This window comes from Pseudomonas sp. 2822-15, assembly GCF_002742515.1.
Classification (GTDB): Bacteria; Pseudomonadota; Gammaproteobacteria; order Pseudomonadales; family Pseudomonadaceae; genus Aquipseudomonas; species Aquipseudomonas salomonii.
Genome location: NZ_LJRY01000206.1, coordinates 40,826 through 55,872 on the forward strand (window position 1 = coordinate 40,826; position 15,047 = coordinate 55,872).

Consider the following 15,047-nt stretch of genomic DNA (forward strand, 5'->3'; position numbering starts at 1 on the left):
TGACGTTTTTTTGGTAGTCTGCAACCATGCGAAACGTAAAGTTTTTGGTGTGGATATATGGACGTCTTTCTACGCAGGTTCAGGGGGTCAGATGGCGAGCGATTCTCCGTCCTGGTTGACGAGGAGGGCATGCCTCTTTTCTATCCCACCTTGTTCATCACCTGGACATTGAGGGCGAGCTCTCATGCCGCTAACAGCATCACCAATGCTCTGAACGCATTGAAAGCTCTCTGCGCCTGGGAGTCACGTCTGGGCATAGACCTAGTGTCGACATTCACGCAAGGCGTGCTACTTGATCACAATCAGGTCAGAGACCTGTGCGATTTCCTTCAACGCTCTCTTGAGAGCGAGCGGCCCACCAAGGTTACTTCGATTCTTCAGAAGCCCAAAGTGGTAGGTGCCAACGTGCACTACTTCCGTATCAGCATCGCCGCGCAATACCTTCAGTTCTTGGCCCATCGGGTCGCCCCCCAACTTGCTGATGACGTAGTCAAAAGGATGGTTGAGACGATCAAGGCGCATCGGCCAAGCAGGCCCAATAAATCCAGCATTGATAGAGATGAGATTTATATCAGCGAAGAGGTGATTGAGACTATTGAGGCGGCGCTGAAGCCGGGATCGCCCGACAATCCAGCCCTTGATGGCGACGTGCAGCTTCGCAATGCCTTGATGTTCTTTCTTCTTAAACTCACGGGCATACGGCGCGGCGAGCTGCTCAACCTCAGGGTTGGGGATATCAACTTCGGCGACAATACGATGGCTGTGGTGCGCCGGCCTGACTCAGGTCTCGATACGCGAAAGCATCAACCTACGGCTAAGACACGACCCCGTCGCATACGCATCGCGCCTGCCCTGGTTGAGAAAATTGGTGATTACGTGATGGATGCTCGTAAGAAAGTGCCGGGCGCAAGGAGGCATGACTATCTGTTTGTTACTCACAAGGCAGGCCCAACGCAAGGCGCGCCACTGTCCATTGGAGCTTTCAGCAAATGGATGGGACAAATCTCGGACATCGTCGAGAACGCTGGATTTCATGCTCACGCCCTTCGGCACAACTGGAATTACCAGTTTTCTCGTCTAGCGGAAGAAAAAGGGATGAGTCCCGAGGAAGAGGAGAAGACCCGGTCTTACTGGATGGGCTGGAGTGAAACTTCCGGCACTGCGCGCACCTACAACCGTAGGCATACAAAAGAAAAAGCTCAGCAAGCAGGCCTTGAGCTGCAAGAGCGCTACACCAAATCGAATCGGAAGAGTGAATGACAATGGGTGAGACTGTGGATGCATTGACGCCGGTTGGATTGGATGGCCTCCAACAACTGGGCAGCGAGCAGTTTTACTCTCGTGACGGCTATGTAGTCGATCTTCTCGACGAGCGCTGGAAGCTGAGCAAAGATATCGATTTGCCTATTGGTGAGTTTAGTAGGATTTTCCCAGGCGATAGCTATACGCTTCGTCAAGTGCTTGCTTTCTACGCAAGGCATAGCTCCCCATCTCATGTCCAAAATTTGATGGTAAGACTCGCGCATTATGTGAAGACACTTAAAGGTGCTGAGCTCTTTTCTGTCGAGTCCTTTATATCTTATAACGCCAGTTTGGATAAGCCGCGAGCTTGGTATCTATCGACAGTACGTGTACTTGTTCGACAGTGGGCCCGACTGGGTTATCCAGGGATACCGGCTGAGACCCTTACCCTGCTCGATAGTCTTCGTATCAAAGGTAATGAAAAAGGCCGTGCTGTTCAGTCGCAATGCCCGGAAGAGGGGCCTTTGACTGATGTCGAAATGCAGGGGGTTGTGGAGTCAACAACTCACTGTTTTGCTACCAGAGTTTTAGGCTTGACCGAAACTGCGTTGACTATGACGTTTGCGATGACCGGACGTCGACCGGGTCAGGTTTCTGCTCTGAAACTTAAAGATCTGATTCAGGTTGGAAGTAAGTATTTCATTAATTTTCCTCGTGCCAAGCAGCGCAATATGGGGTGGCGCTCTTCATTCAAGAAGTTTGCAATCATTGAAGACCTCTGGATGCTGCTGAATGGGCAGGCAAACTATGTCAGGGTTTTGTTCGCCAAGAGTCTTGATACTAAGCTCATTCCCGCGCATATGGATGGTGAGCTTCCATTGTTCCCTAATATGAATGAGGAGCTTTCAATAGCGGTAGAACTGGAGGTGTTGAAGTCTGACCGCCTCCATATCCCTTCGATTGAAATCTCCCACACATTGGTGGACGCTGGTGAAAAGATGAACGTGATCAGTGAACGGTCTGGTCAGCCTCTTCATCTCAACCCCAATCGGTTCCGATATACGCTGGGCACCAACTTGGCGCGTGAGGGAAAAGGAGAATACGTAATTGCCGAGGCTCTTGATCACTCCGACACCCAAAATGTGGGCGTTTACGTCAAGAATTTACCTGACATCGTAGAGCGGATCGACAAAGCAGTTGCTATGCAGTTGGCTCCCTTCGCCCAGATTTTTAGAGGTGTTGTGATTCCATCTGAAAGGCAGGCACTTCGTGGTGACGACCCGTCGAGCCGAATTTCGAATGGCAGAGGGAATGTTGGTAGTTGCGGCAGTCACGGCTTCTGCGGTGCCCTTGCCCCGGTCGCATGTTATACCTGCACTTACTTCCAGCCTTGGCTGGACGGGCCGCACGAAGAAGTCTTGGACGGTCTAATTCAAGAGCGTGAGCGTGTAAAAGATCTGACGGGTGATCTCAAAATTGCATCGGCAAATGATCGATTGATCTATGCAGTAAGCGACGTGATCCATCGTTGCCGGGTTGCCAAAGGTGTGGGCAAATAATGGCTGAGACTCTGCTGTTTATCCCCAAGTCAGAGCGAGATGCTAGAAGCAATCTTGAAGAATTCATTGAGATGTGCCGGGACAGGCTTACGGTATTTGGTGAATGTCTCAATTGGAGCTCCAACGCCTGGCCAAAGGTTGGAAACTTTACCGTCAAGGGCGCTCCGGCGAGGGGGTACACTGAAGAGCAGTACCTGAACTCGGACATCTTGCCGTTCGCTAAAGCATATGTCCGTTATCAACAAGGGCTTAAACCATCCAAGCTGATTAACGAATTCAAGGCTATTCGCTGCATAGAGCCGGCGCTCCTTACGGTAAAAGGAAAGGCAGACATTACTTTGGTCGACACCACCGTAATGGATATTGCTGCGCAATTTGCTAGGGAGTATGGCGCCACTGCCTACCAAGCAGGCTCTGCATTGGCGAAGCTCGTCAAGTTCCTGAACGATAGCAAGATCGCGGCTAAGCGAATTGAATGGCGAAATCCCATTTCAAAGCCGAAAGAGATCAATCGCACTGATAAGGAGACTCAAGACAAGCGCGCCAATAAGCTGCCAGATGACCTGCAACTCGAGGGAATGGCCGAGATGTTTGCGAATGACTCGCAGCATCCTCGTGACCGTTTCACAACGTCAATCTTTGCATTGCTGATGTGCGCGCCGTCAAGGATCAGTGAAGTTCAGCAGCTTCCTTTGAGTGTCTTGCATCATGACAAGGACACGAAAGGCATCGACCGGCTTGGCCTTCGCTTCTTTGGAGGTAAAGGCGCCGGCTGGGACATTAAGTATGTGACGACATGCTTTGTGGAGATCGCTGAAGAGGCTGTCCGCCGACTGTCCGAATTGTCTGCAGAGGGGCGGAGACTGGCTAAGTGGTACGAGGAGAATCCATCGAAGTTCTACCGCCATGATGAGTGTCCAAGCGTTAAAGAGCATGCCCCCCTGTCGGACGAGCACGTTTGCTTGGCACTGGGGCTGGCTTGGGCGGGAGACAAAGGGGTGATTCATCAGTTCTTTAAAGGCTACGCACCCTATGTAGAGTACCGAAAATCCACTAAACCGCTGACTTTGTCTTTCCTGAACGACTACTGCCACTCGGTGCTTCCTGAAGGCTTTCCCTACCTTGATGACGAGCGGAAGCTCAAATATTCGGAGGCTCTTTGCTGCTATCGAGCGCATGAGTTTCGCCTTGATCTCAGCACAAGCCGCATCAAACTGTGGGTTCCAGGTAAGAGCCTGTTCACCACTGACCTCAATTACATCGACGGTCAAGAGCGAAGCATCTGGACGCGCCATGGCTACAAAAACCCAGATGGGACGGAAGTCACCATGACTTCGCATCAAGTACGCCACCTGCTAAATACGGCAGCGCAACGGGGGAACTTAGGGCAGCTCGACATTGCGAAATGGTCTGCTCGAGCGAATATTCACCAAAATGCTACGTACAATCATATGTCCGAGGATGAGTACGTGAAGCTCTCCGAGAATGCTCTGCCCAAAGGGGTTTTGGACAAGGTGAAGCAAAACGCTCCGGTCACCCTCGAAGACCTGGATCAGGTGGGTGATGCAATTGCGCACGTCACGATCTTTGGGTTCTGTGTCCATGACTACTCGATGCTCCCATGCCAGAAGCATAGGGACTGTTTGAATTGCACAGAGCATGCATGCATTAAGGGCGATGTTGAAAAGCTAGAGCGTCTAAAGGTGCAACGTCGCCTTACTCAGGTTCAGCTTGATAAGGCTAGGTTGGCTGATGAGTCTGGCTATTTTGGCGCTGATCCTTGGAGTCAGCATCAGCTCAAAACTTTGGAGCGCCTAGATCAACTAATTGGAATCATGGGGAGTTCAGAGATTTGCGATGGAAGCGTCATCATGCTCAACAATGACCAAGAGTACAGCGCGCTGAAACGGGAGCTTGCTGCTCGCCAAGGTACGCACCGTCTACCGGAGCCAGTCCCTGAGATTCCGCTCTTGGATTTTATGATGGATGCCTTCTGATGGCGCGCAGACACCTAACCGATCACGACATTCAGGTACTGGTTGACCTCGTTGATGCCTGGGAAGCACGGCTCACTTGGGACGGCCTGTGTGACAGAGCAGAAGAGGTGTTTGGCTTTCGTCCGACAAGACAAACCCTCAATGCACATCTGGCTGTGAAGTCGGCATTCGATGCGAAGAAGAACTACGTAAAAACGGGGCCAACACCGTCTCGGCGTCCGTCCAGTCTCTCCTATGCCGAGCAGAAAATCCGCAAGCTCGAAAGCGAAGTGGAACGCCATAAATACGAAAACGAGCGATTGATCGAGCAGTTTATCCGTTGGCAATACAACGCCCAGAAGCGAGGAATCACCAAGGCGATGCTGGATGAGCATCTTCCCGTAATCGACCGCGACTCCTCGGAGAAGAAACGCTGATGGCCAATGGGCAACAGATGGCTGGGGCAAACCTTGCGGCCTTCAGGGCATGGGCCCAATCTAAATCAGATTATGATTTCAGGGAGTACGTTCATCGCGGGCAACTTAAGCGAGCTGACATATCCGCCGAATGCGGTTTCGGGAAAAGTGCGCTTGTACAGAACCCCGCTATTAAAGCCGAGCTAGAGGAGTTGGAGGAGGCCTTGCGCAAGCGGGGTGTGCTTCCAGTTGGCAGCCTAGTAACAGGAACAAGCAAGCCTGTGATCAGGGATGCCCAAGCAAAACAGAATAGGCTGGACGCTCAGCGTCTAGATAGGCTTGAGCAAGAAAACGCTTCACTGCGAGCAGAGCTTGGCAAGGCTAAGTCGATGTTAGAGCGCTTTCAACTGATGGCTGCATTTCTGGATGAGACAGGGCGAATGCCAAGATGATTGCTCAGCAACCGTTGGTGCTCACGGTTACAGTGCGCGTGACCCGTATTCGATCTGCTAATCACAAGGGTTGCGTTGCCTTCGGACATCGGGTGGATGTCGAGTTGGGACTCAACGATAGGTCGACAGCCATTGTAATCGTAGTTCCTACCATCACGGCGCCAAGCTCGATGGTAGAGGTCGGGGGCATCTACGAGGTCTACGGCGAAAGCAGCGTGATACATCGTGATCACGGCGGCTATAAAGTTTCTGAAATCCAAGTCGACGCCCAATATATCCGTCTTGTTCGTCCGAGCGGTAGCCAGCTCATTCAATGGCTGGCAGACAACGTCCCTGGAGTAGGGGAGGTAAAGGCGACCAAGCTTTGGGACGCTTTTCAAGGTTCACTTTACGATATCCTCGATTGCTCGAACCATCATTCAATCAGCAAGATCGTGCCTTCCAAAAACGTTCGTTTAGGCTTGTTCTCCGCTTGGCTCGAAAACGGCGATGCGAAGACTCTGCGTTTCGTTCAGGACAAGGTTATTCCCCTTAATCTGGCGCGTAAGGCGATTAAGTTTCACAAGAGCAACACGATCCATGCGCTGCAAGAGGATCCATATCGACTGCTGAGTTTCTGTGGTAGCTGGGATGAAGTAGACAAGATAGCTTGTGAGCGTTTTTCGATTGGCCTTGATGACTCCAGAAGGCTGGGAGCTGCCTTAGAGGAGGCCCTATACCGCGCCGCCGAGAAAGGTCATACGTGTGCAACAATTTCGGATCTCTTACAGACTTTCAGCAAACTACTGGCTCCTCACTCTGCGCCTACTTCTGCGTTGGCAAAGGCGCTAGTGCAAGGTAAAGCTACTGGGCAGTTCATCGTCCGCGAAACCCTTGGCGGTGATGTCATGCTCCACACTCCAGGCACATACCTTATGGAGCGGAGCTGTGCTGAGTTCGTTATGTCACTTCTTCGCGCGCCTGAGGGGCAGCAACCGCTGTTTTCTATAGATGTAGGCCGCGTGATAGCTGACTTTGAACGGCTAGAGCGTGATCATCTGCACTTGGACAATTTTGCGCTGAACGAAGCCCAGCATGCAGCCGTGAAGACGTCCTTGAAAAGTCGCATCAGTATTATCACCGGGGGGGCCGGTGTTGGGAAAACCACCGTCCTAAAGGCCCTATATAAAGCCTTGGATACGACAGGTCGACCTAGGTTTCAAATGGCGCTCTCAGGCCGGGCAACGGCTCGAATGATTGAAGCCACGGGCGAGGAGGCACGGACTATCGCTGGCTTCCTGCGCAAAGTAGGCGACAAAGAAATGGGTCGTTCACCAATCATTGTCATTGACGAAGCTTCGATGCTTGACCTCGTGACGTTCTACCGGCTGGTTCAAAAGTTGCCATCTGAGTCTCAAATAATCCTGGTAGGTGACCCTTATCAACTGCCACCAATTGGCGCCGGCCTGATCTTGCATGTGCTGTGCGGTATGGCGGCGGTGCCAACTACGGAGCTGGTTGAGGTCAAACGCCAAGCCGAAGATTCATCAATCCCCTTGGCATCCCGGCAGATTCGAGATGGCCAGTGCCCAATATTTAGCTCGGATGAGCGTGATGATGTCGTGTTCTTGCCTTGCTCTCATGATCAGATTATTCCGACCGTCCTCAGGCTGTATGAGCGAGACTCTGAAAACACCCAGATCTTGTCAGCGACAAGATCGTGCCGATTTGCGGGCGTTGACGCTTTAAACCGTATCTGTCACGTCCAATACGGGGATCACACCAGGCAGTTGTTGGTCGAGAACCAAGAGACGGGTGAGATTGAAGCGACGGGTTTATCCGTTGGAGATCTCTTGATGTACACGGCAAACGACTGGGCTCGTAACCTGCAAAACGGTTCTCTTGGCAAGCTTGATGAGGTTTTCGACAAGCCACGCTCAGTGGATCTCGGCACTGAAGACAAACCTTATTTTTGTACGGCCCTTGGAATGGCTACATTTGAGGGGGTACAGCACTACATTCTGAACACTGATATTGACTCGCTGGAGTTGGCCTACTCAATCACAGTCCATAAGGCCCAGGGTTCGCAGTTCAGGCGTGTGATCATCCCAGTACGCAAGTCACGCATTCTTGACCGTACCTTCGTGTACACCGCTGCAACCCGAGCCCAAGCGCAGGTGGTGTTTGTCGGTGACTTGGATGCCGTGAAGGAGGCTATTGCATTGCCCCCAAAAGCTTTTTCACGGCAAGTTGGTCTGCGTGCGTTGTTAGAAACAGTCTAGAACTTTATAGTGGGTTAAGTTTGCATAAGTCACTAAATTGTTAGTTGTCCGTGGGCGTAATCAGTCACGTCAATATCAGATGGGGTAGGGGGATTCCTCCGCCTAGTTAGCACCGGTAATTATCAGTGTAAGATGGGTGTTGTAATGCTGTCTTTGATAGTCGTAATGTTTTTTGCTGGGCTTGTTAGTTCTATTTGTATTATAGTGCTGGGAATTGCAGTATTAAAATATTTTTCTTGTTTGCTCTTGAAGTTGTATTTTTAAATGGTACAACTTATATAACACTCAAATAAATTAACAAGGAGTGTATGGAGCGCTACGAAATGAAAAACAATAAAATACTGATGGTTGCTGTGTGCGTGATTTTGGCCGTATGGCCAGGGAGGGTAGGGGAGGACTTTGTCTCTGCCCCCTTTGAAGTAGAGCGTACATGGGGTGGTGAGGCGAAATAGAGTGCTATAGAACTACGACCGTCAGGTCGTTTTTTTTGTCGGTGTTTAATACTATAATATATATTGAAGCTATTTGACTTATATCCAAATAAGGTTGAAGCGCTTTTGATTCAGTATTCAATACGGCTCCAGTCGCATTGCTTTTCCGTTTTTTCTGCCTCCGACACAGCAGCTAAGGCTAATTCTCGCAAAGTTAGGGGTGCCAATAAGGCAGCTTCGAGTCACCGGGCTTATCAAGGATAATGGCCACGCTTTGCTTTGCCCTAGTCACGGCTACGTAAAAAGATGCCGCTGAGGTTGCTTCCAATTGAATTCCTTTTTTGAGGAAGCTTTCTATATTCACCGTAGGTAGGATGAGGACACGCTCATAGGTCGCACCTTTCGAAACCTTGAAGTTTAGGAAATCCAGCGAATACTCCTTGCCGGAACTGATGGAGTGCCTCAGACATTGGGGTTGAAACCTCGCAACGTAATCGTCGACATATTTCCTGCTAACGAGGAAAACACCATCATGCCCCGTGCATACAGTGTTCTCAGACGTGGTTTCCGGAAATCCCCACGTGGCATCAAATATTGTGTCTGAAAAGCTTGCGATTTCGGCTCGGCATCTGTGCGTGACCGACGAGTAGTTGATGCGCAATAACCCCGTGGTTTCGCGATCACGGAACCATTCAACTGCACCGGCGTACGCATATTTTTTATTCTTCTGACCACGAGGGTTGGTGGACAAAACAGACTGCCGGACGTCACCCACCATTCGAACATCGATTTTGGACAAAAGTAGCTGATGAACTATTTCCCAGTCGTAGCCACTTAGATCCTGCACTTCGTCAAAGAGAATCTCCTCATAGAGACACTCGAGTCGGTGCTTGAGCACACCACCGCTGGACTGCATTGCTTCGAAAGCAAGCCTTCCCAACTCAGAGGCGTAGACCTCGTTGTTTCGATTCATATACCTGGCCTTGCCGACCGCTTTGAAGTATGGCCTTCCTTCAAAGTCGAATCCACCAACCCTTTCGCTAGGTAAAATGAATGGTAGGAACGGCTTGGCGAAATGGCGAAGTAGGAATGTGTACCACCCCATCACCTCTAAGTTTTGCAAGTCGCCGGCTTGGGAGGCGAGTCGGTGGCGGAGCTCTAGCTGGTTGCTTTGCGTGAAGGTGACGACTAACACTCGACGGTCAATTGGCAGAGACTTGCAGTGTTCCACCAGCCCCTGAGTTTTCCTTCCTCCGGCAACGGCTAAGGTCAGATGGTTAGCCATGGATAAACTTCGCGGCGGCTGCCATATACGCTGGAGGGATCAGTGCATCAGTGGACTCAGCGATTCTCAAAGCCCCCTCGGTCTTCTCTCGTATCATCCAAGTCTCAAGGTCGGCTGCAACAGTAATACCCAAAATCGTTCGCAACCCTTTTTCACCATTATGATGAATCAGCTGAGGCTCGAGCGTCTTACCGTCACTAACATCGCCGATAAATAACTCTCGCCGAGTGCCATCGAGCCATTTCTCCACTGGCTCTCTCAGCTTAACTGGCTCTACTCCGTCGTTGTCGCGCATCACAGCGACCTGTTTGTTGATAGCGGCACAAAGCTCCAAACATCGAGCCAGTGCGAGTCCTCGCATGCTGATGACGTCAATGCCAAACGCCATTGGTGTAAGCAGATATTTATCCTTAAAAACTCGCTCGAAAATGATCTCGTCGGACGGCCCCTCTACCAGCACAACTTTCTTGGCTAGAACCATCCTTAGCGTGTCGTAACCTGGTAATCGCTGAAAGTACCTAACGGTGTCAGGTGTCAGTTCAGTTATTTTAGAGGCCGTGTTGCGGTTCAAAAGAAGCAACGAATTAAGCCCAAGCCTGTTCAGCACGTAGGTACTGTGAGTTGAGATGAAAAGCTGTTGCTGGTCTGTTGCCAATGCTTCAATGCGAGACAACAGCGTAGCTAGGCTTGTATGAGAGAGGTGATTTTCCGGCTCCTCAATCATTACTATGCTTGCATTCGCTGAGTGGCGTTTCATCGCAAGCGATATTTTGATTGCTGCCTGCTGACCCTGCCCAGCCATCGAAAATGGGACATCATCTACATGGGGGGTCACGGAACCTTCCCACGACGATCTGGAGCTTTGATCCATGGCCAGTGCCATAGGCTCATTCTCAAGAGAGGCTTCAAGCAATGCGAGGCGCGTGTTGACTTCTGAAAGAGCGCTCTCAGTCATGGATGCTTTGACCTCACGGTAGCTCAGCGAAATTGACGCCTTTTCGCTTGGTTCCAGATGATCACTGAGGATCTGGCGAAGATGGTAGTCAACTCCATTTGTGGATCTCACTGTGCGGGAGTCAATGACAGCGACCGAGAGAGCTCGGGGACGTTTGGTAAGCTCCTGGTCAGCGAAGCTGCGCCACTCATAGGTGTAATATTCGACGGGCAGCAGGGCAGTCGGCGACTTGAGCCACTCGTCGAGCATGTCTCGATACTCTTCGTTTGGGAAGATTCTCAGGGAGACTCCGGGACAGGCGTTAGTCGGAACGTCGGTGTTGATTGCTCCGCAGAGCCCTTGGAGATCGTCTCGCTTATCCAAATAGAGCTCGATCAAAATCTCAGGAAGGGCAACTTTCTTGCCCGCCTTCCTTAGGTTCACGAACTCTTCAACCATGTCGGTGTTGAACCAGTAAGGGTTCAACTCCTCTAGCACGCCTCGTCCGCCGATTCGACCGTTGAGTGCTAGGGCGATAGCTTCTATCAGGGTTGATTTTCCCGCGTCATTACCACCGACGAGAATGTTGAGTCGAGCGTTAGGCCTAAGGGTGAAATCTCGATAGATACGGTAACCACGAATCTTGATCTGGGTTATCAAGGCCATCATCCTTTCGGCAGTGGTGTCGGCGACGCTCGAAAGCGAGAGAAGAAGATCGAACAAGCTTTGAGTAGACACCATGGATGCACTGGGCTCAAGTGCCCAGCAGTACGGGCAGAAAAAGAATCGAGGCCCATAATCCGCAAGCCTGCGGTTGCAGCTAAACCGAGTTTGCGTAGACTGGATTTATCTATAGGAAAGGAGTCTGTATGGGCATCAAGATGGGCAGTGCTCTGGATCGCACAGGCAGTGAATGGCAAGCCGATACGTATCAAAAAGGTATGGGAGCAGAGCCGCTCAAATGTCGGTTTTGCAGTATCGGTGTTACCCACAATCCGTCTTACACACGAGAGCTACACGACAAGTCGGTGTTTGTCTCTGCGTACTTCAGGCTTCTGCCTGGTGGCGAGCATGCAGCCAACTGCAAATACGGAGTGCAGGAGGAAATCTCGGAAATTGCCAAAGAGTCGCAAGGCCTTCTCGAGAGTGTCAAAGGTAATCAGTACCGCATGCGCCTGGTAATGATCAAAGAGGCCCTGGAGGGTGGTGCAGCACCTACAAACCAAAATGGCGACGGCTCCAACGCCAGATCCAGCAAAACCTATGTCTCTACTCCTGGCAAACTGCCTGCATATATCAACTCTTCCAAACGAGCCCTCAAACTACGGGCATTGTGCGCCAGTGATAGCGACGTTGAGCAGCACCTAGAGCTCGTGTTTGAAGGCAATACGGTTGTCAATTGGCACCAGTTCTATTTCGAAACGGAACGGCACATGGAAGCGTTCCATGCCGTATCCCAAAACACCACCCAGCATCCCATTGCCATCCATGGGTACGTCAAAAGTGTTCGGCGCTGTGTGGGCGACGATAAAAACAAAAATGTCTTGAATCTCAGGATGAACAAGTATGGTGCGGACTCCGAAAATCCCGAAAACGGAGTAGGTCTAGAGGTCAGTATTTGGTCTCGTCAGACCGCCTGGCTCAAGGGGATAGAGCATGACGATGAGGTTGTTGTATTGGGAATGTGGAAGGCTTCGACCACGCCGCCTACGACGGCGCCAAACGAAGGACGCTACAAGACTTTTACCAAGAATCGACTCACCTTAAGCCTGGTCTTGATGGCACAAATCACCAAGGTATGAGCGCGTCATTGTCGGTAGTGAGCAACGAATTTTAGCTTCGCTCAGCAGCGGCGTTATGGATTTTCGGAGTGCGCGCGAAATGTTCATGGCTGAGCCATTTTCAAAATCACGTACTTTGCGCACAAGGATGACAGCATGACCGACAGACGACCTTTGAATCCAAACGTAACTGTTCCCAAACCGGGAGGTGGCGTTCAACCTCGCTCTCGGAATCAAGATGGCCAAGTCCGCGATAAGCGTGATGACGCGGGAAAGCCTAAAAAGAAATAATCAAACGCGATGAATCGGAGGTTACTCACGAAAAGGGAGTGACCTGTTTCTGCCCGCCAGGTGATCCAATCATGCATGGGGCGACGACACCTGACTCTTCCGCTCGGCTATGGGTGATTTCCCACGACGATTACACAGCTTCTGGCTGCTGCATCCGTCAGCGGCATGCGTCGTAGCATTAGCGGATTTGATATAGGTAGTGGCATAATGCCTCCTTGGCGAACTGCGAACTCAGCACCCCAACGTGATGAATAAAGTAGCTCAGTCAATCAGCCACAGATCAGGTAAGTGTCCTCAAGGAAGATTAATGCGAACCCATTCGATACCGAACTTTGTTTTTTTCGCTGTTATATTGCTATCGCTAGCTGCTTCCACTGCCTACTTCTCCGACATAGGATTGAGAGAAGCCTGGGTTGAGCTAAATGAGAATCAGATCATGTATCTGTATTCGACATCGGCACAAGTCTTAGCGGCTGTTTACGGTCTTACGCTTGCTGGATACATATTCTTTCGTGGTGAACTTAACCGCGAAGCGCAGGATGACGAGACTCGCATCGAGTCAATCGAAAGACTAGAAATCAGATATTTTCAGCAGCTATCCATGATCACTGCTCTCGTAATGAGCACAATCCTTATCACCAACCTAGTCATTGCTTACGAGAATACCCAGGATTCTAGGCTTTTAACAATTCTCATGAATTTGGGGCAGTCTCTTTTCGCAATTGCATTCGTGGCCATCGCCTTTTTTATTGTCGATATTGTGCTGCCAGGGAATATTAAGGCGGCAAGTAGAACCCTTCAGAATAAGATTGACCCTAACCATAACGTGGAGGAGGGGCAGGGTAGTCTTAAGGAGTTCATAAGTGTTTACAATACCGTCCAGAACGAATTGACCGCTGCTTTGAAGAAGCAAGAGGTTTTGTCTGACTCGGAAATGTCAAGAAATGCAAAGCGTATAACGAGCACTAGAATGGCAGAGTTTCTCTACCGGAGAGGAGTAATCACTCGCGAACTTTGCAAGAAACTGCAAAATCTGTTCGCCCTCCGACACGCAATTATCCATGGGGCCGATCCTACCGTGAGTCAAGTGATGGTAAATCAATCCCAGGTGATTCTTGATGAATTGAGAAACTCGCTTGTTGACGCGGTTGCTTAGGGCAAGCACGAAACCAGTAAGCATCACTCGACGCCTATTGCATCCCACCAGGTCACAAAAGGAAATCAACGTGGAAAAGTCATTCAGCGATCATATAGTTGAAATACTGGAAGTTACGGAAGATAATCCCGCACTCAAAGATCTGTTGCTGAACATGTTCTTTAGTAACCTACCGGGCAGCGTTTCACGCAACATAAAAAAAATTTTGGATACCTATCAGCTAAAGCCGCGCGCAAAATCAGGATGGAGTTGCCAACATAAAGGCTGCGAGAAAAAATCCTGCGCATCTCATGAAGTTTCCGAAAATGCAGTTCTAAAAAATATCTGCTCACTTGACTCAAGTGTCGTAATTTTAAAAAAAGACATAAAGGACAACCCGATTTTTTTCGTCGAAGGGAGACAACACAAAAGAAATGCAACAAATTTCCCTGGGTATTGCTCCGAGCACGACGCAGCACTGTTTTCCGACATTGACTCAAGCGACACACCTTTCGATATTCACTATGTAAACAAACAGTGCTTGCGGACAACAAGAGCTCAAATTTTTGAGATGGATTTGCAAATTAAGGCTTCAGAAATATTCATCAGCGACGTGCCTGAGAATATTCGAAATGATGGAGAAGTCATAGAAGTAATTCGTCATTTTAACGACAAAAAAACCGGACTTGAATTGAAGAGGCAGCGCTTATGGGACGTTTACAATAAAATTTTCGACGGAATTGAATCGAAAAACTACGTTCTTAAATTCGAAAGTTTTCCAACAGGTGCTGCGGGGTTTTGCTTCACTGCATGTGTCGATCTCACGAAAGACGAAGAAGAAGATCCTTGCATCATCTACGCCTGCAAATTAGACCTGAAATCGTCAAGTGAAACTTTTGTTGCTTATCTGGATAATGCGATCTCAAAAAAAATGTTCGACGACTTTACGAGATGTCACCAAATTAGTTTTGGCCTTTTAATGTACACACTGAAAAGCAAGCTGATATTTTCAGAAAATTTTGCTTCCTACATTTCTGCAGACGTGAAGGAAGTTCTTTATAAAGACGAAGAATTGTATCCAGTAGGCCCCATTCAACATTATTTCATCTCCACAGCGTTTTTTAGCAATCCCACTGAGCCCTAAACGGCTGCCGATGCATTACAGAATACTGGTGTGGAGGTTCTGCCAAGCCTGGATGAGTTCGACTCGTTCTCCTAACCTCCGAAGAGACAATGTTGTGCAGGATCTCCCTGGCGCACGCCCGACTATAGCTGCTCAGGCCT

General features: G+C 49.9%; 11 protein-coding genes. 9 read left to right on the plus strand and 2 right to left on the minus strand.

Annotation, left to right across the window (positions count from 1 at the left end):
• The first annotated feature begins 129 nt into the window (after positions 1 to 129).
• From AOA59_RS20855 to AOA59_RS20880, 6 genes are read left to right on the plus strand one after another with little or no spacing between them, the layout of a single operon-like run.
• Positions 130 to 1,260, plus strand: coding sequence for a site-specific integrase (locus tag AOA59_RS20855; RefSeq protein WP_256593076.1), 1,131 nt, complete (start codon positions 130 to 132; stop codon positions 1,258 to 1,260).
• Positions 1,261 to 1,262: 2 nt separating this feature from the next.
• The gene (locus AOA59_RS20860; protein ID WP_099488903.1) at positions 1,263 to 2,801 is read left to right on the plus strand and encodes a site-specific integrase; all 1,539 of its coding nucleotides are present in this window, start codon (positions 1,263 to 1,265) and stop codon (positions 2,799 to 2,801) included.
• Positions 2,801 to 4,798, plus strand: a complete 1,998-nt coding sequence (locus AOA59_RS20865) for an integrase (protein ID WP_099488904.1) — start codon at positions 2,801 to 2,803, stop codon at positions 4,796 to 4,798. The genes AOA59_RS20860 and AOA59_RS20865 overlap by 1 nt, the downstream gene beginning before the upstream one ends.
• Positions 4,798 to 5,214: a hypothetical protein gene (locus AOA59_RS20870; protein ID WP_099488905.1), complete on the plus strand. Its 417-nt coding sequence runs from the start codon at positions 4,798 to 4,800 to the stop codon at positions 5,212 to 5,214. The genes AOA59_RS20865 and AOA59_RS20870 overlap by 1 nt, the downstream gene beginning before the upstream one ends.
• The gene (locus tag AOA59_RS20875) at positions 5,214 to 5,645 is read left to right on the plus strand and encodes a VPA1267 family protein (protein ID WP_099488906.1); all 432 of its coding nucleotides are present in this window, start codon (positions 5,214 to 5,216) and stop codon (positions 5,643 to 5,645) included. The genes AOA59_RS20870 and AOA59_RS20875 overlap by 1 nt, the downstream gene beginning before the upstream one ends.
• On the plus strand, positions 5,642 to 7,906 hold the full coding sequence (locus tag AOA59_RS20880) for an AAA family ATPase (protein WP_099488907.1): 2,265 nt from the start codon (positions 5,642 to 5,644) through the stop codon (positions 7,904 to 7,906). Before AOA59_RS20875 ends, AOA59_RS20880 begins: the two co-directional genes overlap by 4 nt.
• Positions 7,907 to 8,551: 645 nt before the next feature.
• Here the strand turns inward: AOA59_RS20880 and AOA59_RS20885 are convergent.
• Positions 8,552 to 9,622 carry a UvrD-helicase domain-containing protein gene (locus tag AOA59_RS20885; protein ID WP_099488908.1) on the minus strand — a complete coding sequence of 357 codons (1,071 nt, stop codon included), beginning with the start codon at positions 9,620 to 9,622 and terminating at the stop codon, positions 8,552 to 8,554.
• On the minus strand, positions 9,615 to 11,279 hold the full coding sequence (locus AOA59_RS20890) for an ATP-dependent endonuclease (RefSeq protein WP_256593077.1): 1,665 nt from the start codon (positions 11,277 to 11,279) through the stop codon (positions 9,615 to 9,617). Before AOA59_RS20890 ends, AOA59_RS20885 begins: the two co-directional genes overlap by 8 nt.
• Positions 11,280 to 11,425: 146 nt before the next feature.
• Between AOA59_RS20890 and AOA59_RS20895 the strand changes: the two genes are divergently transcribed.
• The 3 genes from AOA59_RS20895 to AOA59_RS20905 all read left to right on the plus strand — a co-directional run bounded on the left by AOA59_RS20895 (position 11,426) and on the right by AOA59_RS20905 (position 14,907).
• Positions 11,426 to 12,358, plus strand: coding sequence for a hypothetical protein (locus tag AOA59_RS20895; protein WP_099488909.1), 933 nt, complete (start codon positions 11,426 to 11,428; stop codon positions 12,356 to 12,358).
• 577 nt (positions 12,359 to 12,935) lie between these two features.
• Positions 12,936 to 13,784, plus strand: coding sequence for a hypothetical protein (locus AOA59_RS20900; RefSeq protein ID WP_099488910.1), 849 nt, complete (start codon positions 12,936 to 12,938; stop codon positions 13,782 to 13,784).
• Between the two features lie 70 nt (positions 13,785 to 13,854).
• Positions 13,855 to 14,907 (plus strand): hypothetical protein, encoded by a 1,053-nt coding sequence (locus tag AOA59_RS20905; RefSeq protein ID WP_099488911.1) that lies wholly within the window; start codon positions 13,855 to 13,857, stop codon positions 14,905 to 14,907.
• Positions 14,908 to 15,047: the final 140 nt, after the last annotated feature.